Raw genomic sequence first — 25,742 nt, forward strand, 5'->3', positions numbered from 1 at the left:
TCCGCGACGGCCTGCGGGCGCCGGCAGCCGACCCCGGACGTCCGCCACGACGCCGCGCGGCCGTCCGGGTTGCCGGGCGAACATCTCCTCAGTACGGTCCGAGCCGGACCGTGTGATGAGGGAGGGTCATGGACCTGGCGACCACTCTGGGTTGGGCGGCACAGCGCCATCCCGGGCGTCGTGCGGTCGGCGGCGCCGGGCGGCACCTCACCTACCGGCAGTGGGACGCCCGCACCAACCAGCTCGCCAGGGCACTGGAGGCCGAGGGCGTGCGGCCCGGCGACCGCGTCGCCCTCTCGCTCACCGGCGGGGAGCCGCTGGCGAGCCTGCACCTGGCCGCGCAGAAGCTCGGCGCGGTGTCGGTGCCGCTGTCCACCCGGTTCGGCCCCGACGAGCTGGGGTACTGCCTCGGCGACGCCGCCGCGACGCTGCTGGTCACCGACCCGGCCACGGCGGAGCGGGCGGCCGGCGTCGCGGGTGGGGTCCCCGTCCGCGACGTGGCCGAGATCGACGCCCGCGGCGCCGACGAACCGGACGGGGCGCTGCCGCCCGTCCCGGAGGGCGAGGTGAGCGTGATGCTCTACACCTCCGGCACCACCGGACGGCCGAAAGGCGTGCCGCGCACCCACCGGGCGGAGCACAGCGCCGCCGTGGCGCACGCGATCCAGACCCAGCAGCGCCAGGGCGAGGTGGTGCTCGGCGTGATGCCGATGTTCCACACCATGGGCCTGCGTACCCTGCTGGCCAGCATCGTCGTCGGGGGGACGTGGGTCGCCCAGCCCGAGTTCGACGTGGAGTCGTCGCTGGAGCTGATGCGTGCGGAGAACGTCACCTCGCTGTACCTCGTGCCCACGATCTACTGGTCGCTGCTGCACAGCGGGCGACTCGGCGAGGTGGCGACCCTGGACCGGCTCAGCTACGCGGGCGCGGCGATGACACCCACGCTGGCCGAGCAGCTCGTGGCGGCCGTGGCGCCCACGGCGTTCGTCAACCACTTCGGCAGCACCGAGATCTACACGTTCACCGTCGGGCCGGACGTGGCCGCGAAGCCCGGCTCGGCCGGCCGCGCCGGGATCTTCTCGCAGGTCCGGCTGGTCGCCCCGGAGGTCGGCGCGCCGCCGGACGCGCTGGTCGGACCGGGGGAGCAGGGGCAGGTGATCGTCTCGATGGGGAGCCCGGAGGCGTTCGCGGGGTACTGGCACCGGCCCGACGCGGACGAGAAGGCGATCCGCGACGGCTGGTACTACACCGGCGACCTGGCGACCACCGACGACGACGGCGACCTCTGGGTGTCCGGCCGGGTCGACGACATGATCAACTCAGGCGGCGAGAACATCTACCCCGACGAGATCGAGGCGGCGCTCGCGCGCTGTGCCGCCGTCGTCGACGTGTGCGTGGTCGGCCTCCCCGACGAGCGGTGGGGGCACGCGGTCACGGCGTTCGTGGTGCCGGCGCAGGGGATCGTCCCCGCCACGGCGGTTGCGGAGACCGTCGCCCACGCCCGGGCGGTGCTGCCGTCGCTGAAGCGCCCGAAACGGGTCATCGCCGTCGAGGCGATCCCCCGCTCCGGGGTGGGCAAGACCCTGCGGCGCACGCTGGTCGCCGGCGAGTTCGAGGCGCTGGCCGATGTCTGAGGCAGTGATCGAAGAAGTGGTCACGGAGCCGGCGGTCCGGTGGGCACCGGCGCGCATCGAGGACGGTCCGCTGGTCGCGGGGCAGGGCCGGTTCCTCGACGACATGGACCCCCTGCCCGGCACGCTCGTGGCCGCGGTGGTGCGCTCGACGCAGCCGCACGCCCGGCTGCGGTCCGTCGACCTGTCCCGGGCGCGGTCCTACCCCGGCGTCGCGGCGGTGGTCGGGCCCGACGAGGTGCGCGCCGCGCTGCGGCCGTTCCCCCTGTCCACCGGCACCGCGATGCCCTACTACCCGACCGGGGTCGACAAGGTGCGCTTCGTCGGGGAGCCGATCGCCGTCGTCGTCGCCACGGACCGGTTCACCGCCGAGGACGCCGCGGAGCTGGTGCGGGTGGACTACGAGCCGCTCGACGTGGTGGTCGGCGCCCGCGCGGCGCTGGCGCCCGGCGCGCCGCTGCTGCACGAGGAGGCGGGCTCGAACGTGGCGACCGACCGGACCTTCCGGTTCGGCCCGGTGCAGGACGCGTTCGCCACCGCCGAGCGCGACGGCGGGCACGTGGTGGAGGGCGAGTACGACTTCCCGCGCTACTCGTCGGTGCCGATGGAGTGCTACAGCGTCATCGCGAACTGGCAGCGCACCGACAGCGGGCCCGGCGTCGAGGCGTGGGCCAACTTCCACGGGCCGTTCACCATGGTCCCGGTGATGGCAGGCGCGCTGGGCCTCCCGACGTCGGCGGTGCGGCTGCACGTCCCGGCCGACATCGGGGGCAGCTTCGGCATCAAGGCCGGGATCTACCCCTACGTGGTGCTGATGGCGCTGGCCTCGAAGCACTCGGGCACGCCGGTGCGCTGGACCGAGGACCGCGTCGAGCACCTGCTGGCCAGCTCGTCGGGCGCGGACCGCGTGATGCGCTTCGCGGCGGCCGTGACCGCGTCCGGTGAGGTGACGGCGCTGCGGGTCGACCTGGTCGACAACGTCGGCGCCTACCTGCGCCCGCCGGAGCCGTCCACGCTCTACCGCTGCTACGGCAACATCACCGGGCCGTACCGGATCGGTGCGGTCGAGATCAGGGCGCGCGCGGTGGTCACCAACTCGATGCCGACCGGGCTCAACCGCGGCTTCGGCGGCCAGCAGCTGTACTTCGGCCTGGAACGGCTGATGGACGCCGTGGCCGGCGCGACGGGGCTCGACGTCGTTGAGGTCCGGCGCCGCAACCTCGTCGAGGCCTTCCCGCACGAGACGCCCACCGGCGGCTGCTACGACTCCGGTGACTACACAGCCGCCCTCGACCTCGCCGTCCGGAGCGCCGACCTCGGCGAACTGCGGGAACGGCAGGCCGCGGCCCGGGCCGAGGGGGTGCACTACGGCATCGGCGTCGGGCTCGTCGTCGATCCCTCCGGCACGAACATCGGCTACGTCGGGCTCGCCACCCCCGCCGAGCAACGCAGGCCGGGCCGGGACAAGTCCGGGTCCACCGAGCACGTGCGGATCTCCGTGGACGTGCAGGGGATCGTCACGGTGCTGCTCGGCTCGGTGCCCCAGGGGCAGGGCCACGCCACCGTGGCGCGCCAGGTGGCCGCCGACCGGCTCGGGCTGCCCGTCGAGCAGGTACGCGTGGTCGTCGACATGGACACCGCCACCACACCGTGGACGGTGACGTCGGGGAGCTACTCGTCGCGCTTCGCGCCGCTCGTCACCAGCGCGGTGGTGCAGGCGGCCGACCGGATCGCGGCGACGTTGCGCGCCGCGGCGTCGGTGATGCTCGACGTGCCCGCCGACGAGCTGCGTCTCGTGGACGGCACCGTCGCGCACCCCTCCGGGCCGAGCGTGCTGTTCCGGCACGCCGCGGGGGTGGTGCACTGGGACCCGGCGTCGCTGCCGCCCGGCACCTCCGCACGGCTCTACGAGGAGGCGGCGTTCGCCCCCCGGGAGACCAGCGCGGCCACCCGGGACGACCGGATCAACTCCTCGCTCTGCTACGGGTTCGTCGCCGAGATCGTCGCCGTGCGGATCGACCCGGACACCCTGGAGATCGCGATCGACCGCGTCTCCTCCGTCCACGACGCCGGGACCGTGCTCAACCAGCAGCTCCTCGACGGCCAGGTGCACGGCGCGCTGGTGCACGCCCTCGGCGGCGCCGCGTACGAGGAGTTCACCTACGCCCCCTCCGGGCAGCCGACGTCGGCGACCTTCCTCGACTACCTCTGCCCCACCAGCGCCGAGACCGGCTACGACCTGCGCACCGACCACGTCGTCAGCCCCTCACCGCTCACCCCGCTCGGGGCGAAGGGGTGTGGTGAGGGGTCCTCGATGAGCTTCCCGGTCGCGTTCGCCAACGCCGTGGCCGACGCGCTCGCGCCGTCCGGCGTCGGGATCACCCGGCTGCCGTTGCACGGCGAGGTGCTGCACCAGCTGTTGGAGAAGAACGAGAAGGAGAACCCACCATGGCGTTGACCGGCGGAGAGGTCCTGCTGGAGCGCGGGCACGACGGGCGCGTCGCGTACCTGACGCTCTCCAACGGGCCCTACACCGTGATCACGTGGGAGATGCGCCAGCTCGTGGCGGAGCGGTTCGCCGTCCTCGACGCCGACCCGGACGTGCGGGTGGTCGTGGTGCGGTCCGACGGTGAGCACTTCACCTCCGGCGGTGACATCGCGGGGTTCATGGAGGTGGACCCGATCGACTTCACCGATCTCGGCCACAACGTCACCGCAGCGGCGCGGAGCCCGAAACCCGTGATCGCCGCGGTCGACGGGTACTGCTTCGGCGTCGGGCTGGAGATGGCGTTGTCCTGCGACATCCGCCTCGCCACCCCGCGCAGCCAGTTCGCCCTGCCCGAGATGAACCTCGGCATGATCCCGGGATCGGGCGGCACCCAGCGGCTCGCCCGGCTGATCGGGCTGTCGCGGGCGAAGTTCCACATCATGACGGCCACCCGGATCCAGGCCGCGCAGGCGCTGGACTGGGGGATCGTCGCCGGCCTCTACGACGACCGGGAGGCGCTGTACGCGGCCGCCGACGAGCTCGCGGCGCGGATGGCCGCCTTCTCACCGGCGGCCCAGCGCACGGCGAAGGAGGTGCTCGACAAGGGCGCCGACGGGCCGCTCTACACCGGCATCGAGCTGGAGCGGAAGGCCTACGCGATGCTGCGCGCCACGCACGACTTCGCCGAGGGCGTCGCCGCGTTCACCGAGAAGCGCAAGCCGGAGTTCACCGGACGGTGAGGCGCTCATGAAACCGGCACCCTTCGCCTACGTGCGCCCGGGGAGTCTCGACGACGTGCTCGCCGAGCTCGCGGGCGACGACGCCAAGGTGCTCGCCGGCGGCCAGTCGCTGGTGCCGGTGCTCGCGATGCGCCTGGGCCGGCCCGCGACGCTCGTCGACATCACCGCGGCCCGCGGGCTCGACCGGCTCGACGTCGACGGCGGTGCCCTCCACGTGGGGGCCGCGGTCCGCCAGCGCGCCGTGGAGCAAGCCGACCAGGCCCGGGCCGTGCCGCTGCTCGGGATGGCGCTGCCCTTCGTCGGGCACCGGGAGCTGCGCAGCCGCGGCACCGTGTGCGGCAGCCTCGCCCACGCCGACCCGGCCGCGGAGCTCCCCGCGGTGGCCTGCTGCCTCGACGCCGAGCTGGAGGTCGCCGGCCCCCGCGGCCGCCGCACCGTCGCGGCCGAAGAGTTCTTCACCGGAGCGATGACCACCACGGTGGCGCCCGACGAGGTGCTGGTCGCGGCCCGGTTCCCGGTGGCGGGGGCGGGGGAGGGCCACGGTTTCGCCGAGATCGCGCGCCGGCACGGCGACTTCGCGCTGGCCGGGGTGGTCACGCGGGTCCGCCGTGGTCCGGACGGCGCGGTGCTCGCCGCCCGGCTCACCGCCTTCGGGGTGTCCGACCGGCCGGTGACCCGCGACGTCACCGACCTCGTGCGGACGACCGAGGGGGCCGAGCGGCTCCTGCGCGAGGCGACGGCCGGGCTCGCCGCCGACATGGTCGACACCGCGGGCGACGCGCACGGCTCCCCGGGCTACCGCCGCCGGCTCCTGGCGGTGCTGGCCGCCCGCGAGCTGGCCCGTGCCCACCGCACCGCCGCCGACGCCGCCCCCCACCGGGAGCCGGCGATCCGGGAGCCGAACCGGAACCCGGCGCGGCCGCCCGAGCGGGCCCGGGCGCGGGTGCCTGCCCAGGAGCGGGTGGCCGTCACGTTCCGCGTGAACGGGAGCGAGGCCACCGTGCGCGTGCCGCCGCGGATGCACCTCGCCGACGCGCTGCGTGAGCACGTCGGCCTCACCGGCACCCATCTGGGCTGCGAGCACGGGGTGTGCGGGATGTGCACCGTCCTCGTCGACGGCTCAGCGGCGCGGGCGTGCCTGCTGTTCGCCGTGCAGTGCGAGGGAACCGAGATCGTCACCGTCGAAGGGCTCGGCAGGCCCGAGGAGCAGCACCCGCTGCAGCAGGCGTTCTCCGCGCACCACGCACTCCAGTGCGGCTTCTGCACCCCGGGGATGCTCATGAGCTCCTACGACCTGCTGGCCGGGCCCGGCGCCGTCACGCGTGAGGACCTGCCCGAGCAGATGTCGGGAGTACTGTGCCGCTGCACCGGCTACCGCGGCATCCTGGCCGCCGTGGCGGACGTCGCCGCCGCCCATCCCGGCGGTGTGCCCGCGCCGCTGAACTGCGAGCCCCGCGTGCTGATGGGGCGCAGCGGAGGGTCCGGCCAGGGGCACACCGAGCAGTCGGGTGCCGGCGCTCCGGAGAGCACGCGCGGCGTCGACAGCAGCCTCGCCGGCGGGGCCGATCTCACCGTCCCGGCCGGATCCCCGTCCGCGACGGTCGAGGTGACCAGCGCGCTCGGCGCTCCCGTCGACGCCGTGTGGGCGGTGCTCGACGACGTCGAGCGCATGGTCGCCTGCCTTCCCGGCGCCGCGCTCACCGAGGCACTGGGCGGCGACCGGTACCGCGGCACCGCCGGCGTGGCGCTCGGGCCGGTGAAGCTCTCGTTCGCCGGGCTCGCCCAGATCGTCGAGCGCGACGCGGATGGCCACCGGCTCCGGATGATCGGCCAGGGTTCCGATGCGGGCGGCAGCGCGACCCAGGCCGACATCCGGCTGCGCGCCGAGCCGGCGCCGGGCGGCGGCAGCGTCCTGCGCGCGGACGCCGACCTCTACCTGTCGGGCCGCATCGCGCAGTTCGGGCGCGCGCTCGCCGGGGACGTCAGCAGACGGTTGTTCGAGCAGTTCGCCACGGCCGTCGACGCCGCCGCTGCCGGACGGGAGGCACCCGCGCGCCGCGGCCCGTCCCCGCTGCGGCTCGCGATCGGCGCGCTCCTCGACGCGGTGCGCCGCCGCGTGTCGACGGTACGGAGGCGCTGAGCCGGCCGGCTCGCCGCCGGCCGACTCCGCCTCCCCGGGTCTAGCCGGCGTCGAGCTCGTCGATCCCGCCGGCCTCGGCGAACCAGCCGCCGGGTCCGGGTGGCTCCGGGGCAAGCAGAGCCGTGCTCTGGCACGCGCCCCGGATCGCACTGATCACCACGTCCCCGGCCGGAACGCCCGGACCCATGTGACGGACCGCGATGCTGGCCGCGGCACCGTCGATCATGTACGGGCCGAGCACGAACGGCACCCGCCCGGTGACCTGCTCCCCGGAGTCCTGGTCGCGGAACGGCATCGTGATCCGATCCGATCCGATGCGGTGCTGCAGGACCACCGGCGCCTCGCGAGCGGCCTCGATGACGGCGGACCAGTCCTGCTCCGAGCTCTGGCTTCCGAAGAACACGTTGTTCCCGGACTTGCCGACGGCGGGCTTCGCCACCAGCCGGTCCCGGTCAGCGGTGATCCGGCTCAGCAGCGCCGCGGGCACGGCCGCATCGTCGTCCAGGCCGAGGCATGCGGTCCACGGAACGTGGGTGCGCACCAGCGCGCGGTCGGCCGGGGTGAGCACGCCGGCGTCACAGTCCTCGTGCAGCCAGGCCAGCACCGCCTTCGAGGAGATGAGAGCCGACTCCGTGCGCGGGAACAGCGCGATGGTGCGGGCCCGGTCGGCGGCACGCAGGACGGCGAGGCCGCCGCCGTCCTCCACGATGCGGTTCCCGCCCCAGTGCAGCAGCACGAGGTCGACCGGCGCATCGCCGGCGAGCAGCCGGTCGGCGCCGTCGAGGCGCAGGTCGGCGAGATCGGCCTCGACCACCTCGATTCCCGCTCGCCGGGCGTCGGCCAGGATGGCCGGCTTGGCCGTCCCGTAGCGCTGGACCACCCCGGCGTTGTCGAGCGCCCGGTACACCGGCATGAGCACCCGGCCGGTTCTGTCGTTGTCGGGCGCCACCTGGGCCCGGAGGGTGCGCAGCAGTGCCGCGGAACGCGTGGGCACGGTGGAGGGCGGCGGGTGGAGACCGCTCGCCGGGCACAGCCGCGCGTAGGCGTCCGCGAGGCGGGGCGTCACCATGGCGCCACCGAGCCGGGTGCTGTTGTTGAACTCGAGGAGACGGGGCCGCCCGTTCTCGATCAGGATGTCGGGACGGGCGTACCGGGTGAGCTCCGCCGCCACCAGCGGGCGGTCCTGGTCCATCAGCGGGAGCTCATGGGGGAAGCGGAGTACCTGGCGCAGCTCGCCCAGCGTCGAGGCCCGGCGCCGGCACGCGTCCACGGCCAGGTGCAACAGCCGGGCCGCGAGCGACTCGAGCCCCCGGTAGGCCCCCTCCCCGATGATGACCGGCCGGAGTGGTTCCCAGCGCCTGCCGTCGGACTCCTGGCGCGGGTAGGACCCCCATCCGGTCGGCGTCGTCATCCGGCGGGTGAGGAACTCGCCGCGGAACTCGGCGGGAAGTGCATCCCACGTGTCCTGGACCCGGAGGTCGAGAAGCTCGCTGCCTGCGCTGCCACGAGCTTCTGCCGCGGCGAGGGGGGCGGCGGTACGGAGATCGCCTGTTGGCGAGGTCACGGTCAGCGCTCCCGACTACGCCGGCAGACCATGACGTTCGCATCCTCTGTAGTACAGCGAGAGGAGGAGCGAGTCGCGGATCCGGCCGCGCTGGAAGTGCGACCGGAAGCGTGCGTTGTATTCCTTGAACCACTTCGCGGAATGATGCAGGAAGAGGATGTCGTGCGGCGCCATGTGCCGGATGGCGAGCATGGCGACCGGGGCGACGGAGACGCGGAAGTCCGGGTTGCGCACTGCTCTCTCGTCGCAGTGGGGATGGAACTGCCCGATCATCAGGCCCGACTCCACGGCGAAGTCCTTCAGGGTGTTGTCGTACACCGCATCGAGGCGCTTCCAGCCGTCGGGGCCCATGCAGGGCATGACGATCAGCCGGCTGTCGAGCACCACCCCACTGCTCTGCGACGGGCGACCGGCCTTGCCGAACTCGATGATCTCCGCCCGGAGCTGCTCGGCCAGTTCCGACTCACTGGATCCGTGGATGTCGTGTCGCATGATGCTCTCCAGCGCGTGCTGAGCGAGCGTGCGCGGGATGAACGGGCACACCGGTCCGGACCGGCCGACTCGCCGGTCGCCGACGGACACGTACTCCCGCAGCCAGGTGTCTACTTGCCGGTGGTGCTCGTCGGAAATCGTCTCGTCCGTCATGGCGTGCCCGCCACCGGGACAGACGATATCGCGAGCACGTCGGCCCGTGCGGAACTGTTCATACGACTCTTCCAATCTTGCAATGCGCCGACCTCCCTGTGGACGCGCTATCGGCGCGGCTGGGAGTCGGGACGTGCGGTCGGTTGTGGCCCGGCTGATCGGTCTGGACCGGATGGGGTCTGAGCTGGCGGGGTCTGGGCCGGCTGGGGCGTGGCCTGCGGGGTCTGGGCTCAGGTCGCCTCGTGGAAGCGCAGGCGCAGGAGATGGCGTTCCGGATCGGTGAACGCGGTGCGCCCGTGCAGCGCGACGTGGTTGTCAAAAATCATCATCCCGTCGGTGGGAATGACCTGCTGGATCTCCCCGGGACCTTCCTCGAGGTGCCTGGTCACCGTGTCCACCGCCTGGAACACCTCCGGCCTCTGGTATTCGGGATGGGCTTTGATACCCTTCCGAATCCCGTTCTTCCGCCAGCGCCACATGGGTTTCTCGGCGAGCACCGGCGCGTAGAGGTAGCCATCCGAAGAAATGCTTGCGTACTTCTTGAACGCTTCCGGAATGCGTCTGGGCAACGGCGTCTCGGTTAGTAGGCGCACCGCATCGCGACCTTCCGGGGTTTCCTCGAGCTGGTTTCTGACGACGCGCCCGTCGCGGAGCAAGGACACCCCGCCGCCGCACTGGGCGGCGCGCACGGCGTACAGGAAGAAGAAGCGCTCCGGAATGGGCAGGGCCCCGTTGTCCGTGTGGTAGCCGGCCTTGAGGTCGTTCTCCGAGAAGCTCGTATGGCCCGACGACTCGTCTCCGCGGTTCTGGACGTCCCACAGGACGTGGTCGAACGGTATGTTCGCGGTCGGGTCGCCGAGCAGCACGGCCAGTGCGAAGACGGCCTTGCGTTTGTCGTCGATCCCCAGGTCGCGCAGGCCGACCTCCTCCAGCAGCACCGCACAGGCCTCGTCGTCGTCGAACGCCGAGCGGATGCGGTCGGTGAGTGCCGTCAGTCGGGGCGCGACCTCCCGTAGTCGCTCCCGTAGGGCGACGGGGTCGTGCGGAGGAGCCAGCGCCTCGCCGGGGACATCAGCTCCGTAGTGGTCGGCGAGAGCGGCCCTGACGGCGTCCTTCTCCGTCGGCCACCACGCTCGTGCCCCGTCCGTCTCCAGCCGCACGATGCTGGTGAACGATGCGGTCGTCGTCATCTGCGATACCTCCGAACCCTCGAGTCCGGCAGCCACGGTCATCTGCCGGATCGGCTCACATTCGTTTCGATTCCCGCCTGCTGTGCCGACGGGCTGGTCTCATCGAGAAGGAGAGGTCGAGTAGGCGATCGCCGGACTCCGGGGCGTCGGCGAGGTGCTGGGTGGCTCCTGTCGGCTCAGGCGCGCTCGGGCGCTCAGGGAGAGGTCGTTGTTGCTGACACCGAGGTGGATCCCGTGCCCGGCCATGGCGGCCAGCACGTCGGGGGCGAGTGCGGGGTCGGCTTCGGCCATCGCGGCCATCAGCCGGGAGAAGTGCCGCCGTTCGCGGAGGGCATCGCCGATGAAGCCCGCGGGGTTGTGCCGTCCGGCCAGCTCCAGCCCGCGGAGCAGCAAGGTGTCGAAGCGTGCGGGGTCGGCGCCTGCGTCGATGACGCGCCTGCGTGCGCTCCAGCACGCGGACGCCCAGACGGTGCCGTCGGCGTGGGGATCGCTGTGCGGGCCACCCTGGAAGTGGGCCATCGTCCAGCGGGGATCGAGCTTGCGGCGCCGTTGCTCGGTCTCCGGCACGGCGTGGCGGTGCCAGCCGTAGATGTCGGGGGTGCCCAGCAGCATCGCCGTGATCACATCGGAGGTGCCTTCGTCCAGTGCGGTCTTCTTGTTCGTCTGCTGCCCTGGCGGGCGCAGCCGGTTGAGCCGGAAGTCCGCGGTGTGACGGCACACGTGGTGGCCGACCTCGTGACAGATGATGGCCGCGTTGTGTGCCGGCGCGCAGAAGTACGGCGCGGTGCCGGGGGTGACGACGAACCCGGCGCCACCGCTCAGATGCACCTCGCCGTCCGGGCTGGCCGCGTCCGGGTCGGCTCCCAGCCCCTGCCCGGGCAGCCGGTAGTGCCCGCCACGCCATCGGCGCGTCTGCTCGTGGATCCCGATGCGGACCAGCAGCCGCGGCAGAGGATGCCCCAGCAGCCCGCTGACGTAGCGCAGCGCCCGCTGGGCGTGGAACGCCGCGTTGACCACCCCGAACGCCCGTGCTGCCCGGTCGGCCGCCGCGCCGGCAACGGGACCACCGCCGGCGGAGGGGTCGAAGACCAGCCCCTCGCCGGTGAACAGTGCCCCGCCCCGCTCGTCGCGGACCGTCACCTCGGGCAGTACCACGTGCGCCGGCCCGACCTCGAGGACGTCCAGTTCGACCTCCCCGAGCCGGCCCGGCCCGGCTGACCAGCCGGGCGGGTCGGGGAGGTAGACAGCGGCGCGGGTCACGCGGGAACCGCCACGCCGCTCAGCAGTTCGAGCGCACCGCCGGCGATCAGCTCGGCGGGCGACAGCACCGGAAGCCCGGTCGCCGCCTCGGCTTCCCGGGACGCCAGCGGGCTCGCGGTCAACAGCCCGCTCACCGCCCGCACCGGGGTGCCCAGATCCGCCATGATCCCGACGCCGGCGACGGCACTGAGCGCATCGGCCACCGCGAGCACGACCCCGTCGGCGAATCCCGCCAGACCGGCGGCCAGTCCCCGGGTCTCCTCCTGCAGCAGGCCGTCGGCGATCTCCAGGACCACAACCGACGCGCCGCGCTCGACCAGCGCGTCGCGGATCCCGACCATGGTGGCGTGCAACCGCTGCGGCGGGTAGCCGAACGTCGAGGGCATCCCGAAGTCCAGGAAGTCCACGATCTCGGACGCCCCCGCGTCCTGGTACATCCACCGGTCCTTCCCGCTCCCGGACCCGGTGACCTTGCCCGCCCCGACGCGTAACCCGGCGCTCGACCATCCGCGCACCAGCGCCGATGCCGTCGTGGTCTTGCCCGCCCCCATCGACGAGCCGACCACCACGTAGGTGCCCAACTCGGGCCGGCCCGGCGCCGGCGCCGGCATCGCGTATCCGTCCAGCGACAACGGCCGGCCGGCCGGGTCGGCCAGCAACCCCAGCACCTCCAGCACGGTGGGCTCCGCCCGCCGCGCGTGCGCCGAGGCCACCTGCCCGACCACGCCTCCCGCGGTCAACATGTGCGCCACGGTCCCCGTCGGCAGGTACCCCTCGTAGTAGTCGGTGGCGTACCGATTACCGAACGCACCCGCGACGACGTCCCCCGGATACAGCCGGACCTGCCGGCCGTGCGTGTCCTCCAGATGGTCGTGGGCCCCCACGCTCACGACCCTGGCTCCGACGAGATCACCCAACCGCGGTTCCCGGTCAAGACTCCCCAGCGTGACCGTTCCGCGATCAATCACCCCGCGGGTGACATAGCTCCACTTGGCATCCACAAACTGTTGCATCACTGGCCCCTCGCGCAGGTTCTCGATCGGATCTCCGCGCTCACGTATGGTCGTTTCACACTGCTTGCAACATCACCCGTAGCGCCCGCGGCCGGAAGCTCGGCAGGCGCGCAAAGAATCGAGTGTGTCGATGATCTCGTTGCCGGCCCCCGCCGGCGACCGAGATCGTTTCGTGCATTTTCTCTCCCGGATGGGTGTGCTCGTCATCGATCACCGGTGGCGACCGCAGACCATCCCCTTCGTCTGGGCGTCCGGCTCGTACCGGGCGCTAACCGCTCAAACGAGACCGCGTCGACGGCTGTCGTCGCAGCTAGGCAGGATGATCACGCGCCGCCTGCCCCGTCTCGTCCGGCGTTCGGCACGCAATCACAAATGTCCAGATTGACATCATGATCAATCGAAACCTGTATTGCTCCCCGCCGACGAACGGCGTCGTGATCTTCCCGAGTTGACATCCGGCCCGGTCTATTCGGCTTAAACCCGGAGCGGAGGGCGCATCGCCAGTGTAGGACAGAACCTCGGTGGCCGCCCTGATGACGCCTTCTCATCGTACGCTTGCTTCACCGACGTGCAAGGTTGTCATTTCAGCGTGGCGGATTTCATGATCCCCCGTCGAGCGGTCCGGCGGTCGACCACCATTTGCCGTGCCGCTGGTTGGCGGAGAGTAGGCGGCGATTGGTGGACAAGGGTAGGCTGGCTGGCCGTTCATACGGTTGCCGGTAAAGATTCACAAAGTACAAAGTAAAAGATCGGCTTTAGGCAATTCGGGTCGCCGGCCGCAACTGTGAACACGCGGCGTCAGTGGAACCGCATCGCAGCATGCCGCCGGCCGGGTGGCGGCGGGGGCGGGTCAGCGGGCCAGCGGTTCGGCGGTGATCAGCGCAGCCCGGTGCCCGGCGCGGCGGGCACCGAGCCAGCCGAGCAGTGTGGCGATCGCGTCCTCGGCGAACGCCCCGGGCTTGTCCGAACCGAAACGGCGCGCCGCGGCGGCGCGCAGGCGCACCCCGAGCGCGGCGGCGGCGCCGGCGGAGGCCAGGCCGACCAGCGCGGGCAGGGTCGTGTCGTACTGGTTGCGGCGGGCCATCGCCGCCGCAGAGGTGGCACCCAGCACGGCCCGGGGCAGCAGTCCCGGCAGAGCGAGCCGGCTCGGGGTGGCCGGCAGCTTGTCGGCCACGAGCTCGCCTGCGGCGGCCAGCGCGGAGATCACCGTGCCGGCGCGGCTGCCCAGCCGCGCCGCGACGGCACCGGGGTCGTCGCGGCCGGAGGTGAGGGCGATCGCGGTGACGCCTGCGGTGCTGCGGGACCCGGTGGCCGCGCCCAGCGCGGCGGCCCGCAGGAGCGTCGCCGGGCTGCCGGGGGGTACCGGCTCACGGCTCTCGGCCACGCGGGAGACGGCGACGAGGGTGGCGTGGGTGGCGACCCCGTAGACGAGGTGCGGGACGACGTCGGCGACCCAGTCGGTGGTGCTCCAGGTGCGGGGGTCGCTGATGCGCCATGCGGTGAGCGGCCCGCCGGCGGCCGCCATCGCCGCCAGTCCCAGCAGAGGGCCTCCGATCACGGTCGGCAGTCGCAGCCCGGCAGCACGCAGCACGCCCGCCGCGCTGCCGATCGCCACGCCCGTGGCGGTGGCGGCCAGCGGACCCGCCGCGGAGAGCGTGCCGGTCCGCTCCCAGGGGTTGCGGAGCGTCTCCGGCCCGGCCGCCCGCCCGCGCACGGCCCCACCGAGGTACGTGGTCGCGCCCCGCGCTGTCGTGCCGGCGGCGCCGGCGACCGCTCCGCGGGCGAGGCCGGTCCAGCTCGAGCTCACGACGGTGCCGTACCCGGTGCGCGGGAGAGCGCACCGAGCAGCCGGTCGACGAACTCCACCTGGGCCGTCACGAGCTTGCGCCGTGCCGTGCCGGTGTCGAACCACGCCGCGCGGTCGATCTCCGGGAACTCCCGCACGGTGCCCGACCGTGGCGGCCATTCGAGCTCGAAGACGCCGGGCGTGATGTGGTCGGCGTCGAAGTCGCCCTCCCGGGCGAAGACGGTGATCAGCTTCCCGGTCCGTTGCCGGACGGTGCCCAGCTCCAGCACCGGGCCGGGCGGAGGCGGGGAACCGAGCTCCTCGGTGAACTCGCGCTCGGCCGCTGCCTGCGCGTCCTCGCCGGGGTCGTGCTCGCCCTTCGGGACCGACCACGCGGCGTCGTCCTTGCGGGCCCAGTACGGCCCGCCCATGTGTCCGAGCAGTACCTCGACCTCACCGGCCGCACCCGGCCGGAACAGGAGCAGCCCGGCGCTCAGCACGGTCATGTCGCTGCCGGCCCGGTTGCTGATGTCCCGGTCGCCGCCGTCCCCGTTATGGCCGGGGTGGCGCGGTTCCGGCGCCGTCCCGGCGCCCGTGTCACAGCCGCCACCGGCGCAGCATGGCAGACCGCCTGCCCGCGGAGCGGGCGGCGCGCGCCGTCGCGGCCCGGACGTGTCGCCAGCTGCCCCCGTACGGCTCGGCGGTCTGGCGCGACCGGCGGCCGGACGATGGACCGGACGGCGCACCCAAGCGGAGCAAAACGGACCAATCGTGATGGCGGCGCAACGGTTGGGTAACGTACTCGTAACGCAGAGTCGCCAGGGTCTGGTGCTGGCGCGCGAGGGCCCGGCGGCGCTTCCGGTCGCCGGCACTGGCTACGGACGTCCGGAAGGAGGCCCTGCAGGTGGACCCCGACGATGCGGAGCCCACGGTCGGGCGCACCGGAGCGCGGTTCGGCGGTGGCTCCCGGCGGCGGAAGTCCAAGCGGCGCGGTCCCGGTGGGCAACCGACCTCCGAGTTGAACACCGAGGCGCTGGCGGCCGTTCCCGAGGCCGAGGCGGAGGGAAAGCCCGACCACGCACCGGATGACGGATTCGTCGTGTATCGTTCCTCGCCCGTGGGGCTCACCGGGGCGCGGTTCGGGGGAGCCCCCCGTGATCACAGCCGGAGCGCCCAAACTGACCCCCCTGACCTCGAGGAGGGACCGATCAACGGTCCATCGGCCGGTTCTGACCCGGCAGGCGCTGACCCCGCATCCGCGTACCCCTACCAGTCGGGCGGGGACTACCTCGCGTCCGGCTACGGGGCGGAGTCAGGAGCGGCGGTCGAGGGCCCCACGTCGTTCGTCCGACCCTACGTCCTGACGCGCGGTCGCACACGGTCCCAGTACGAACTGTCCATCGAGACGCTGGTCTCGGCCGTGCCCATGGCCACCAGCGGGCCCGCCGCGGCCGAGCACGAGGCCGTCATCTCGCTCTGCCAGGAGCCTCGTTCCGTCGCCGAGGTGGCGGCGCTGCTCGGCATTCCGCTCGGCGTGGCCAAGGTGATCCTGGGCGACCTGGTGGCGAACGGCGCTGTGGCGGTGCACCGCACGGTCGGCGTGGCCGGCCCGGATCTTGCGCTGATGGAGCGCGTGCTCGCCGGGCTCCGCCGGCTCTGACGACGTCCCCGCCGGGTCGGGGGAGGGGAGCCGGCCATCGGGCGCCGACGCTCAGGCCTGCGGGTCGCTCTGCTTGCGACGCCCGCCGCGCTGCATGTTGCCGGTGGTGATGCGCCTGCCGGGGTCGACCAGCCGCTTCCACTTGGCCTGCGCGGCCTGTCGGCTGCCGAGCTGCGCCTGCACGGCTTCGGCCACCTGGGCCCAGGTCAGACCGTCCTGGCGGAGCTTGCGGATGAGATCGCGCTCGTACCGGTCGGCCACCCGGTGCATCTCGTGCACGATCGCGTACCAGGCGGCTGCCGCGTCGCGGGTGAGAGGTCCGTCGGCACTGCGCTGTTTCAGGGTCTCGAGCTCCTCGGTGAGGGAGCGGGCGGCCCTCGTGACGCTGGGTTCGGCCCGTTCGAGCCAGAGGCGAGCTTCCTCGTACTTCATGCTGTCAATGATACAATGACGCCAGCACGGCGGCAATGATCGGTTGACCCTCGTGGCGCCGGAGCGCCACGACGGGCGACGCAGCTGCTCAGAGGCCGCCGAGCGGCTCCACGGCGGTGATCCAGACGACGGGGGAGCCCTCCTCGTCGGAGGCCGCGAGGTCGACCTCGGCGGTGATCGCCCAGTCCCGGTCGCCTGCCGGGTCGTCGAGCACCTGTCGGACGAGCCAGCGCTCGGGCTCCTCGGTGACGGTGATCATGGCCGGTCCGCGGGCGTCGGGCCCGGTGCCGATGTCGGTGTGCTCGGCGAAGTAGGGCTCCAGCGCCGCGCGCCAGGCCTCGGCGGTCCACCCGGACTCGGCGTCGAGCTCGCCGAGCAGGTCGAAGCGCCGCAGCGCCGCCAGCTCGACGCGGCGGAACAGCGCGTTGCGGACGAGAACGCGGAAGGCACGGACGTTGCGGGTGACCCCGGCGGGGCCCTGGTCGAGCGACGGGGGAGCGGGCTCCTCGCCCGCCCCCGCTCCGGCGGCGAGGGCCTCCCACTCGTCGAGCAGGCTGGAGTCGACCTGGCGGACGAGCTCGCCGAGCCACTCCTCGACGTCGGTGAGCTCCTCGGTCTTCGCCTCGTCGGGCACGGTCTGACGCAGGGCGCGGTAGGCGTCGGCGAGGTAGCGCAGCACCAGGCCCTCGGAGCGGGCGAGCTGGTAGTGCGAGACGTACTCGACGAAGGTCATCGACCGCTCGAACATGTCGCGGGCGACCGACTTGGGCGACAGGCGGGCGTCCTCCACCCACGGGGCGCCCCGCCGGTAGGTCTCCAGTGCGGCGTGCAGCAGCTCGTCGAGCGGCTTCGGGTACGTGACGTCCTCGAGCAGCGCCATGCGCTCCTCGTACTCGATGCCGTCGGCCTTCATCGCCGCGACGGCCTCGCCGCGGGCCTTGTTCTGCTGCGCGTAGAGCACGGCCCGCGGGTCGTCGAGCGTCGCCTCGATCACCGAGAGCACGTCCATGGGGTAGCTCGGCGCCTCCCGGTCCAGCAGCTCGATCGCGGCCAGCGCGAAGGGGGACAGCGGCTGGTTGAGGGCGAAGTCGAGCTGCAGGTCGCCGACGAGGCGCACCCGCCGGCCTTCCGCGTCGGGCTCCGGGAGCTCCTCCACCACCCCGGACGCCCGCAGCGCCCGGTAGATCGCGATGGCGCGCAGGATGTGCCGGCGCTGCCGGGGCCGCGGTTCGTGGTTGTCCTCGAGCAGGTGGCGCATGGCCGCGAACGCGTCACCCGGCCGGGAGATGACGTTCAGCAGCATCGCGTGGGTGACCTTGAAGTGGCTGGTCAGCGGCTCGGGCTGGGCGTTCTGCAGCTTCTCGAAGCTGGTCTCCGACCAGCCGACGAAGCCCTCCGGGGGTTGCTTGCGCACGATCCGCTTGCGCTTCTTGAGGTCATCGCCCGCCCGAGCGAGCAGCCGGGCGTTCTCCACCTCGTGGTCGGGTGCCTCGGCGACGACGGTGCCCACGGTGTCGTAGCCCGCGCGCCCGGCGCGGCCGGCGATCTGGTGGAACTCACGGGCCTTGAGCGGCCGGGTCCGCTGCCCGTCGTACTTGGCGAGGCCGGTGAACAGCACCGTGCGGATCGGCACGTTGATCCCGACGCCGAGGGTGTCGGTGCCCGCGATGACGCGCAGCAGCCCGGCCTGGGCGAGGGTCTCCACCAGGCGCCGGTAGCGCGGGAGCATCCCGGCGTGGTGCACGCCGATGCCGTGGCGCACCAGCCGCGACAGGGTCTTGCCGAAGCCCGAGGTGAAACGGAAGTTGCCGATCACGTCGGCGATCGCCTGCTTGTCCTCCTTGGACGTGACGTTCACGCTCATCAGCGACTGCGCCCGCTCCACGGCCGACTGCTGCGTGAAGTGCACGGCGTAGACCGGCGCCTCGTGGGTCTGCAGCAGCTCGCTGATCGTCTCGTGCAGCGGGGTGAAGACGTAGCGGTAGTGCAGCGGCACCGGCCGTTCCACGGAGGTGATCACCGCGGTCGGCCTGCCGGTGCGCCGGGTCAGGTCCTCCTCGAAGAAGGAGACGTCCCCCAGCGTGGCGCTCATCAGCAGGAACTGCGCCTGCGGGAGCTCGATCAGCGGCACCTGCCACGCCCAGCCGCGGTCGGGGTCGGCGTAGAAGTGGAACTCGTCCATCACCACGGATCCCACGTCGGCGTCGCGGCCGCTGCGCAGCGCGATGTTGGCCAGGATCTCCGCGGTACAGCAGATGATCGGGGCCTTCTCGTTGACCGCGGCGTCCCCGGTGAGCATCCCGACCTTGTCGGCCCCGAACACGTCGATGAGCGCGAAGAACTTCTCGCTGACCAGCGCCTTGATCGGCGCCGTGTAGAAGGTGCGCTGCCCCCGGGCCAGCGCCGCGGCGTGCGCGCCCACGGCCACCAGCGACTTCCCGGACCCGGTCGGTGTGGAGAGGATGACGTTGCTGCCGGTGACCAGCTCCAGCAGCGCCTCCTCCTGCGCCGGGTAGAGCGAGAGTCCCTGCTCCTCGAACGCCCAGTCGGTGAACGCCTCGACGAGCGCGTCGGGGTCATCAGGTGTGGGTGGGAGCCGGTCGGTGAGCGTCATGATGCCCCGATCGTCTCTCGCCGGGCCGCCACGCCGGTGCGCGGGGCCCGGAACGGCCACGTCAGCGGCGCCCGCGGCGTTCGATGCCGCCGGTAACCGTTAGCGTGTGTGCCGTGACAGAGGGGCCGACTTCGGGCGAGTTGCCCGATCTCGTCCCCCCGATGCAGGCGGCCTCGGTGGCGGGGGATCCGCCGGTCGGACCGGACTGGGTGGTCGAGGTGGCCTGGACCGGCCACCGATGCATCGCGTACGTGCAGCCCGGCAGGCGGGTGCGGCTGCTGAGCGGCGGCAACAACTCGATGAGCGCCGCCTACCCGGAGCTGTCCGAGCCGCTGCTGCGCCGCTCGCCGCCCGGCGGGATGGTGCTCGACGGCACCCTCGTCGCGCGCGGCGAGGAGCACGCGGTGCGTCCGCGCCTGCTCAAGCGCCGCAGCGCGCGGCATCGTCCCTCCGACGAGACGATCCGGCGGATCCCGGTGGACTTCCAGGTGGCCGACCTGCTCTGGCTGGACGGGCACAGCACCACCGACCTGCACTACGCCGACCGACGGGCGCTGCTCGACGGCCTCGGGTTCGCCAGCCCTCCGGTGTGGACGACGTCACCGCTGCCGGCCACCGAGCTCGACACGATGCTGGCGATCGCCGACCAGAAGGGCGCCGAAGGCCTGCACGCCCGGCACCTGCGGGGCCGCTACCACCCCGGGGGCCGCTCGCGCTTCTGGCTCCGGGTGCCCATCCGGCGCACGCGCCAGGTGCTCGTGGGCGGCTGGACACCCGCCGACCCGCGGCGTCCGGACACGGTCGGCACGCTCCTGCTCGGCGTTCCCGTCGGCGGCGGGCTGCACTACGTCGGGCGGGTGGGGGTGTCGCTGGAGCAGCGCCGCCAGCTGGCCGCCGAGCTCGTGGCCCGCAGACTGCCGAAGCGGCCCTTCTCGGGCGAGGTGCCCGCCGATGCCGGGCGCCACGCCAGCTGGGCGGCGCCCGAGCTGGTGGGGCTCGTGGAGTTCACCGGCTGGATCGGCGGCGGCCGGATGCGCCGCCCGCACTGGCGGGGGCTGCTCGCCCCGTCGGCGGTGCAGCAGGCGGGATGGGCCCGTCCGCCCGAGCCGGTGATCGAGACGCCGGCTCCGGAGCTCGCCCCGCCGGTGGAGCCGGCGGTGGCGACATCCCCCGGCCCCGCGTCATCCGGCCCCGCGGCTCCCGAGCCCGTGGCCGCCGAACCCGGTGCCGCCGGTCCCGCCACGCCCGGTGCCGCCGAGCCCGCCGCTGCCGGGCAGGTGGTGCAGGCCCGCCGCCTCGAGCAGCACTTCTTCTACAACTCGCTCAACACCATCGCCGCGCTGATCCGCACCGACCCGATGCGGGCACGCGAGCTGCTGTTCGGTTTCGCGGACCTGTCCCGGGTGGCCGACCTGCCGGGCACGAGCACGCTCGGCCGGGAGCTCGACGCGGTGCGCGGCTACCTGCAGCTCGAGCAGGCGAGGTTCGGCGAGCGGCTACGGGTCGAGGTGGACGTCGAGAGCGGCGTCGAGCCGGTTCCCGTCAGCGCGATGCAGGTGCTCGACGTGGTGCGCAGCGCCGTGCAGCAGGAGATCGAACCGCTGCCCGACGGCGGCACGCTCGCCCTGGTCGCCCGCCGGACGGCGGCGGGTTGCGCGATCACCGTGACCGCGGGCGAACGGGCTCCGACAACGCTGCTGCTCGCGGCGCCACCCGACTGAGCGAGGGCGTGACCCGTGTACCGCCGAAGGTGATCATGGACTTCGGTACCGTGGAGAAATGCTCGGCCTTCCTGATGGCACCCGCGCGTGCCTCTTCGATCTCGACGGTGTCCTGACCGACACCGCCAGCGTGCATGCCGCCGCGTGGAAGCAGATGTTCGACGACTTCCTGCGCTCCCGTGCCGAGCACGACGGCACCCCCTTCAAGCCGTTCGACGTGAAGGCCGACTACGGCCCCTACGTCGACGGGAAGCCACGACTGGCCGGCACCGACTCGTTCCTCCGCTCCCGCGGCATCGCACTACCCGAGGGCGGTCCCGGTGACGCCCCTGACGCCGACACGGTCTACGCACTGGCCACGAGGAAGAACGAGCTCGTCCAGGAGAAGATCACGACCGTGGGCGTCACGGTCTACCCCGGTTCCGTGCGCTACCTGAAGGCCGTGAAGGAAGCCGGTCTGGCCACGGCCTGCGTCTCGTCATCGGCCAACGCGGCCCAGGTGCTCGACGTCGCCGGCCTCACCGCGTTGATCGACCACCGCGTCGACGGCGTCACGGCCCGGGAGCGGGGCCTGCCCGGCAAGCCCGCCCCCGACACGTTCCTCGCCGCGGCGGCCGACCTGAACGTCGACCGGAAGCAGGCCGTCGTGTTCGAGGACGCGCTGGCCGGAGTGGCGTCAGGGAGGGCGGGTGGGTTCGGCTTCGTCGTCGGGGTCGACCGCCTCGGGCAGGCCGACGCACTGCGGGAGCACGGCGCCGACACCGTGGTCACCGACCTCGCACAACTGCTGGAGGAGCAGCGATGAGCGAGTTTACGAGCGAATCATCGACACAGTGCCTGGACACGGTGACGTCTCCCTGTGGGCCGGCCGAGCGCAGCGAGGGCGAGCGATGAGTCCTGATCCGGGACGGCCGTTCACCGTCGAGCCGTGGGTGGTCCGCGAGTCCAAGCTCGACCTGGACGCGATCGGCCAGGTGGAGTCGGTGTTCGCGCTCTCCAACGGCCACATCGGGCTGCGGGGCAACCTGGACGAGGGCGAGCCCAACGCCTGGCCGGGCACCTACCTCAACTCCTTCTACGAGCGCCGCCCCCTCCCGTACGCCGAGGGTGGCTACGGCTACCCGGAGTCCGGGCAGACGATCATCAACGTCACCAACGGCAAGCTGATCCGGCTGCTCGTCGAGGACGAGCCGTTCGACCTGCGCTACGGCGAGCTACGCCGCCACGAGCGGGTGCTGGACCTGCGGGCCGGCACGCTCACCCGCGAGGTGGAGTGGGCGTCGCCGGCGGGTCGCGTGGTGTCGGTGCGCAGCACGCGCATGGTGTCGCTGACCCAGCGTGCCGTCGCGGCCATCTGCTACGAGGTGGAGGTGCTCGACGCACCCGCCCTGCTGGTCGTGCAGTCCGAGCTGGTGGCCAACGAGCAGCTGCCGTCGCGCAGCGACGACGACCCTCGGGTCGAGGCCGCACTGACCGACCCGCTGGTGGCGGAGCAGTGGCGCAGCGACGAGGCGGGCGCGATCCTGATCCACCACACGCGCCGGTCCGCGCTGCGGGTGGCGGCGGCGATGGACCACGAGGTGCACGGCCCGGACGGCGTCAAGATCACCTCGGAGGCCACCGAGGACATCGGCCGCACCACCGTGATCGCCCGGCTGGAGCCGGGGCAGAAGCTGCGGATCATCAAGTACCTGGCCTACGGCTGGTCGGCGCGCCGGTCGCAGCCCGCGCTGCACGACCAGGTGCGCGCGGCGCTGGCCGCGGCGCGCTACACCGGCTGGGAGGGGATGCTGGCGGAGCAGCGCCAGTACCTCGACGACTTCTGGGAGACCGCCGACGTCGAGATCGACGGCGACGCGGAGCTGCAGCAGGCGGTGCGGGTGGCGGTCTTCCACGTGCTGCAGGCGGGCGCCCGCGCGGAGCGGCGGGCGATCGGGGCCAAGGGGCTCACCGGCGAGGGCTACGACGGGCACACGTTCTGGGACACCGAGACGTTCTGCCTGCCGGTGCTGTCGCACCTGGCCCCGGAGGCGGCGGCCGACGCGTTGCGCTGGCGGCAGTCGATCCTGCCGATGGCCTACGAGCGGGCCGAGCAGCTGGGGCTGGGGGGCGCGGCGTTCCCGTGGCGGACGATCCGCGGGCACGAGTGCTCGGGGTACTGGCCGGCGGGCACCGCGGCGTTCCACATCAACGCGGACATCGCCGACGCGGTCCGGCGCCATGTGGCGGCCACGGGTGATGTGGACTTCGAGCGCGAGGTCGGCCTGGAGCTGCTGGTGGCCACGGCGCGGCTGTGGCGTTCGCTCGGGCACCACGACTCGGCGGGGCAGTTCCGGATCGACGGGGTGACCGGCCCGGACGAGTACACGGCCATCGTCGACAACAACGTCTACACCAACCTGATGGCGCAGCAGAACCTGCGGGTGGCCGCCGACACGGCGGCCCGCCACTCGCGCGCGGCGGCCCGGCTGGGCGTCAACGCCGAGGAGATGGCGAGCTGGCGCGACGCCGCCAAGTCGATGCGCATCCCCTACGACGAGGTGCTCGGGGTGCACCCCCAGTCGGAGGGCTTCACCAACCACCAGGGCTGGGACTTCGAGAACACCCCGCCGGAGAAGTACCCGCTCCTGCTGCACGTGCCCTACTTCGACCTCTACCGCAAGCAGGTGTCCAAGCAGGCCGACCTGGTCCTGGCGATCCAGCTGCGGCCGGAGGCGTTCACCCCGGAGCAGATGCAGCGCAACTTCGCCTACTACGAGGCGATCACGGTGCGCGACTCGTCGCTGTCGGCCTGCACGCAGGCCGTCGTCGCGGCGTGGACGGGGCATCTGGACCTGGCTTACGACTACCTCGCCGAGGCGGCGCTGGTCGACCTGAACAACCTGGCGGGCAACACCGAGCACGGCGTGCACATCGCGTCGATGGCGGGCACGTGGACCGCGGTGGTGTCCGGGTTCGGCGGGATGCGGCTCGACAACGGGGGCATCGCCTTCGCGCCGCAGCTGCCGCCCGCACTGTCGCGGATCTCGTTCGGGCTGCTGTGGCAGGGCCGCCAGCTGCGCGTGGAGATCCGGCCGGGCGAGGCCGAGTACCGGCTCGTCAGCGGGGCCCCGATGCGGCTGCGCCACCACGGCGAACCGCTGGCGCTGGCCGATGCCCCGCAGGTCCGGCCGATCCCGGCGTGCGAGCCCGTCGAGCCCGTCGAGCAGCCCTACGGCCGGGCGCCCAACGCCCGCCACCCGGGGAGCTGACGGCTCGCCGTTCGCCCGTTCCCCCCGTCCGTCGGCCCGCTCGGCCACCCGTACGCCTGCACTTCCCGGTGGAGGCGTACGGGTCCGGCGGGGTGGGTATGCGAGAGCGCTGATGCTTCCCGCACGTGACGGAAGGACGACCGTGGACCTCGATCGCGCCCGCAAGATGCTGACCACCGAGCTGGCCGAACTCGACGAACGCGCCCGCTTCGCCGAGCAGAGCCGGGCCGAGGCGTCGGCCGACACACTCGGCCAGGAGGGCGCTCTCGGCCAGCACCCCGCCGACTACGGCACCGAGGTGAACACCTCGATGGAGGCCGAGCTGAGCGTCGACACGATCGAGGAGCAGCGTCGCCGGATCATCGACGCCGTGGAACGCCTCGACGCCGGCACCTACGGCCGCTGCGCGGTCTGCCACCGCGAGATCGACGACGAGCGGCTGGAGGCCCGTCCCGAGGCGGCCACGTGTCGCGAGCACGCCGACACCCCGGTGGTCACCTGACCGGTTCGCCCGTCTCTCCGGCGGGTATGGGGCGGGGTGTGAGTGAGCCACCTGCCGGACTGGTCCGGGTCGACCCCGCGACGCCCGGGCTGACGCGCCGCCGCCGCGGGCGCGGATGGAGTTTCCACGACGCGAGCGGGCTGCCGATCAGCGACCCCGTGGAGATCGCCCGGATCAAGTCGCTGGTCATTCCCCCCGCGTGGCGGGACGTGTGGATATCGCCCGACCCGAAGGGGCACATCCAGGCCGTCGGCACGGACGCGGCCGGGCGGCGCCAGTACCGGTACCACGACGAGTGGCGCCGCCTGCGCGACCGGGACAAGCACGACAGGGTCCTGAGCCTGGGGGCGCGGCTGGTCGACGTCCGCGGTGAGGTCCTGGCCCGGCTGACGGAGAAGGGCCTCAGCCGGGACCGCGTGCTGTCGGCGGGGGTCCGGATGCTCGACGTCGGGGTGTTCCGGGCAGGCGGGGAGGAGTACGCCCCCGGTGACGACGACGAGGACGGCACGTTCGGGCTGGCGACGCTGCGCCGCGAGCACGTCCGGCTCCAGCGGGGGGCCGTCCTGTTCTCCTATCCGGCCAAGGGTGGGATCCCGCGCACCCTGGCGCTGCGCGACCCGCTGCTGCACCGGGTCGTCAACTCGTTGTTGCGCCGCCGGGGCGGCGGGGACGACCTGCTCGTCTACCGCGTCGGCCGGGGCTGGCACGACGTGCGTGCCGAGGATCTGAACGCGGCCGTGAAGGAGCTGATGGGGGAGCAGTACACCTGCAAGGACCTGCGGACCTGGAACGCCACCGTGCTGGCTGCGGTCACGCTGGCCGCGGGAGTGGCCCGCGGCGGCGTCCCCGAGAAGGAACGGGCCCGCAAGCGTGTGGTGAACCGGGCGATCAAGGAGGTGTCCGAGCACCTCGGCAACACCCCGACGGTGGCGCGCAACTCGTATGTCGACCCGCGGGTGCTGGAGCGCTTCGAGGAGGGGCGCACGGTGCTCCCCGCCCTGCGCAGGCTCGACGGCATCTCGGCGGTGCCCGACCTCACCGACGACACGACCCGCGCCGCGGTGGAGCGGGCGGTCGTGCGGCTCATCGGTTCCTGAGGTGCTTG

19 protein-coding genes are annotated in these 25,742 nt (G+C 72.8%); 10 read left to right on the forward strand and 9 right to left on the reverse strand.

Annotated features, from left to right (window positions below; translation table 11 throughout):
* The first annotated feature begins 128 nt into the window (after positions 1-128).
* From ACQPZA_RS17630 to ACQPZA_RS17645, 4 genes are read left to right on the forward strand one after another with little or no spacing between them, the layout of a single operon-like run.
* Entirely contained in the window at positions 129-1,634 is a 1,506-nt protein-coding gene (locus ACQPZA_RS17630) for a class I adenylate-forming enzyme family protein (RefSeq protein WP_433282383.1), read from the forward strand.
* The gene (locus ACQPZA_RS17635) at positions 1,627-4,089 is read left to right on the forward strand and encodes a xanthine dehydrogenase family protein molybdopterin-binding subunit (RefSeq protein WP_433282385.1); all 2,463 of its coding nucleotides are present in this window, start codon (positions 1,627-1,629) and stop codon (positions 4,087-4,089) included. Before ACQPZA_RS17630 ends, ACQPZA_RS17635 begins: the two co-directional genes overlap by 8 nt.
* Positions 4,080-4,859 carry an enoyl-CoA hydratase/isomerase family protein gene (locus tag ACQPZA_RS17640; RefSeq protein WP_169394809.1) on the forward strand — a complete coding sequence of 260 codons (780 nt, stop codon included), beginning with the start codon at positions 4,080-4,082 and terminating at the stop codon, positions 4,857-4,859. Before ACQPZA_RS17635 ends, ACQPZA_RS17640 begins: the two co-directional genes overlap by 10 nt.
* A 7-nt stretch (positions 4,860-4,866) precedes the next feature.
* On the forward strand, positions 4,867-6,999 hold the full coding sequence (locus ACQPZA_RS17645) for an FAD binding domain-containing protein (protein WP_433282386.1): 2,133 nt from the start codon (positions 4,867-4,869) through the stop codon (positions 6,997-6,999).
* Between the two features lie 40 nt (positions 7,000-7,039).
* Here the strand turns inward: ACQPZA_RS17645 and ACQPZA_RS17650 are convergent, their stop codons facing one another.
* From ACQPZA_RS17650 to ACQPZA_RS17680, 7 genes are all read right to left on the reverse strand, one after another.
* Positions 7,040-8,563 (reverse strand): hypothetical protein, encoded by a 1,524-nt coding sequence (locus ACQPZA_RS17650; protein ID WP_433282388.1) that lies wholly within the window; start codon positions 8,561-8,563, stop codon positions 7,040-7,042.
* Positions 8,564-8,578: 15 nt separating this feature from the next.
* Positions 8,579-9,208, reverse strand: a complete 630-nt coding sequence (locus tag ACQPZA_RS17655) for a DUF6875 domain-containing protein (protein ID WP_211173875.1) — start codon at positions 9,206-9,208, stop codon at positions 8,579-8,581.
* Positions 9,209-9,438: 230 nt separating this feature from the next.
* A complete protein-coding gene (locus tag ACQPZA_RS17660; protein ID WP_433282390.1) occupies positions 9,439-10,398 on the reverse strand; it encodes a TauD/TfdA family dioxygenase in 960 nt (319 codons plus the stop codon).
* Positions 10,399-10,497: 99 nt separating this feature from the next.
* Positions 10,498-11,658, reverse strand: coding sequence for a hypothetical protein (locus ACQPZA_RS17665; protein ID WP_433282392.1), 1,161 nt, complete (start codon positions 11,656-11,658; stop codon positions 10,498-10,500).
* Positions 11,655-12,548 (reverse strand): DUF1611 domain-containing protein, encoded by an 894-nt coding sequence (locus tag ACQPZA_RS17670; RefSeq protein WP_169394804.1) that lies wholly within the window; start codon positions 12,546-12,548, stop codon positions 11,655-11,657. The genes ACQPZA_RS17665 and ACQPZA_RS17670 overlap by 4 nt, the downstream gene beginning before the upstream one ends.
* Positions 12,549-13,521: 973 nt before the next feature.
* Positions 13,522-14,478, reverse strand: a complete 957-nt coding sequence (locus ACQPZA_RS17675; protein WP_433282395.1) for a hypothetical protein — start codon at positions 14,476-14,478, stop codon at positions 13,522-13,524.
* Positions 14,475-14,963: an NUDIX domain-containing protein gene (locus tag ACQPZA_RS17680; protein ID WP_433282397.1), complete on the reverse strand. Its 489-nt coding sequence runs from the start codon at positions 14,961-14,963 to the stop codon at positions 14,475-14,477. Before ACQPZA_RS17680 ends, ACQPZA_RS17675 begins: the two co-directional genes overlap by 4 nt.
* A 398-nt stretch (positions 14,964-15,361) precedes the next feature.
* Between ACQPZA_RS17680 and ACQPZA_RS17685 the strand changes: the two genes are divergently transcribed.
* A complete protein-coding gene (locus ACQPZA_RS17685) occupies positions 15,362-16,117 on the forward strand; it encodes a DUF742 domain-containing protein (protein WP_169394802.1) in 756 nt (251 codons plus the stop codon).
* 51 nt (positions 16,118-16,168) lie between these two features.
* On the opposite strand, the gene ACQPZA_RS17690 is transcribed toward ACQPZA_RS17685, so the two are convergent.
* Together ACQPZA_RS17690 and ACQPZA_RS17695 are read right to left on the reverse strand one after the other, a co-directional pair.
* Positions 16,169-16,549 (reverse strand): hypothetical protein, encoded by a 381-nt coding sequence (locus ACQPZA_RS17690; RefSeq protein WP_169394801.1) that lies wholly within the window; start codon positions 16,547-16,549, stop codon positions 16,169-16,171.
* Positions 16,550-16,637: 88 nt separating this feature from the next.
* Complete coding sequence (locus ACQPZA_RS17695; RefSeq protein ID WP_433282400.1) at positions 16,638-19,163, reverse strand: DEAD/DEAH box helicase; 2,526 nt, start codon at positions 19,161-19,163, stop codon at positions 16,638-16,640.
* A 113-nt stretch (positions 19,164-19,276) separates the two neighbouring features.
* Between ACQPZA_RS17695 and ACQPZA_RS17700 the strand changes: the two genes are divergently transcribed.
* From ACQPZA_RS17700 to ACQPZA_RS17720, 5 genes are all read left to right on the forward strand, one after another.
* The gene (locus ACQPZA_RS17700; protein ID WP_433282402.1) at positions 19,277-20,884 is read left to right on the forward strand and encodes a histidine kinase; all 1,608 of its coding nucleotides are present in this window, start codon (positions 19,277-19,279) and stop codon (positions 20,882-20,884) included.
* Positions 20,885-20,942: 58 nt separating this feature from the next.
* Positions 20,943-21,689 carry a beta-phosphoglucomutase family hydrolase gene (locus tag ACQPZA_RS17705; RefSeq protein WP_433282404.1) on the forward strand — a complete coding sequence of 249 codons (747 nt, stop codon included), beginning with the start codon at positions 20,943-20,945 and terminating at the stop codon, positions 21,687-21,689.
* 85 nt (positions 21,690-21,774) lie between these two features.
* Positions 21,775-24,135, forward strand: coding sequence for a glycoside hydrolase family 65 protein (locus tag ACQPZA_RS17710; RefSeq protein ID WP_169394797.1), 2,361 nt, complete (start codon positions 21,775-21,777; stop codon positions 24,133-24,135).
* Between the two features lie 142 nt (positions 24,136-24,277).
* Positions 24,278-24,637, forward strand: coding sequence for a TraR/DksA C4-type zinc finger protein (locus tag ACQPZA_RS17715; protein ID WP_169394796.1), 360 nt, complete (start codon positions 24,278-24,280; stop codon positions 24,635-24,637).
* Between the two features lie 38 nt (positions 24,638-24,675).
* Positions 24,676-25,734: a DNA topoisomerase IB gene (locus ACQPZA_RS17720; protein ID WP_433282406.1), complete on the forward strand. Its 1,059-nt coding sequence runs from the start codon at positions 24,676-24,678 to the stop codon at positions 25,732-25,734.
* The last annotated feature ends 8 nt before the right edge of the window (positions 25,735-25,742 follow it).

This window comes from Pseudonocardia xinjiangensis (genome assembly GCF_050948425.1).
Classification (GTDB): domain Bacteria; phylum Actinomycetota; class Actinomycetes; order Mycobacteriales; family Pseudonocardiaceae; genus Pseudonocardia; species Pseudonocardia xinjiangensis.

What these genes read in the sequence shown, in the direction of transcription:
- ACQPZA_RS17630 (WP_433282383.1), top strand. Translation starts at nt 129, where the DNA reads ATGGACCTGGCGACCACTCTGGGTTGGGCGGCACAGCGCCATCCCGGG.
- ACQPZA_RS17635 (WP_433282385.1), top strand. Translation starts at nt 1,627, where the DNA reads ATGTCTGAGGCAGTGATCGAAGAAGTGGTCACGGAGCCGGCGGTCCGG.
- ACQPZA_RS17640 (WP_169394809.1), top strand. Translation starts at nt 4,080, where the DNA reads ATGGCGTTGACCGGCGGAGAGGTCCTGCTGGAGCGCGGGCACGACGGG.
- ACQPZA_RS17645 (WP_433282386.1), top strand. Translation starts at nt 4,867, where the DNA reads ATGAAACCGGCACCCTTCGCCTACGTGCGCCCGGGGAGTCTCGACGAC.
- ACQPZA_RS17655 (WP_211173875.1), bottom strand. Translation starts at nt 9,208, where the DNA reads ATGACGGACGAGACGATTTCCGACGAGCACCACCGGCAAGTAGACACC.
- ACQPZA_RS17660 (WP_433282390.1), bottom strand. Translation starts at nt 10,398, where the DNA reads ATGACGACGACCGCATCGTTCACCAGCATCGTGCGGCTGGAGACGGAC.
- ACQPZA_RS17680 (WP_433282397.1), bottom strand. Translation starts at nt 14,963, where the DNA reads ATGACCGTGCTGAGCGCCGGGCTGCTCCTGTTCCGGCCGGGTGCGGCC.
- ACQPZA_RS17690 (WP_169394801.1), bottom strand. Translation starts at nt 16,549, where the DNA reads ATGAAGTACGAGGAAGCTCGCCTCTGGCTCGAACGGGCCGAACCCAGC.
- ACQPZA_RS17695 (WP_433282400.1), bottom strand. Translation starts at nt 19,163, where the DNA reads ATGACGCTCACCGACCGGCTCCCACCCACACCTGATGACCCCGACGCG.
- ACQPZA_RS17705 (WP_433282404.1), top strand. Translation starts at nt 20,943, where the DNA reads ATGCTCGGCCTTCCTGATGGCACCCGCGCGTGCCTCTTCGATCTCGAC.
- ACQPZA_RS17710 (WP_169394797.1), top strand. Translation starts at nt 21,775, where the DNA reads ATGAGTCCTGATCCGGGACGGCCGTTCACCGTCGAGCCGTGGGTGGTC.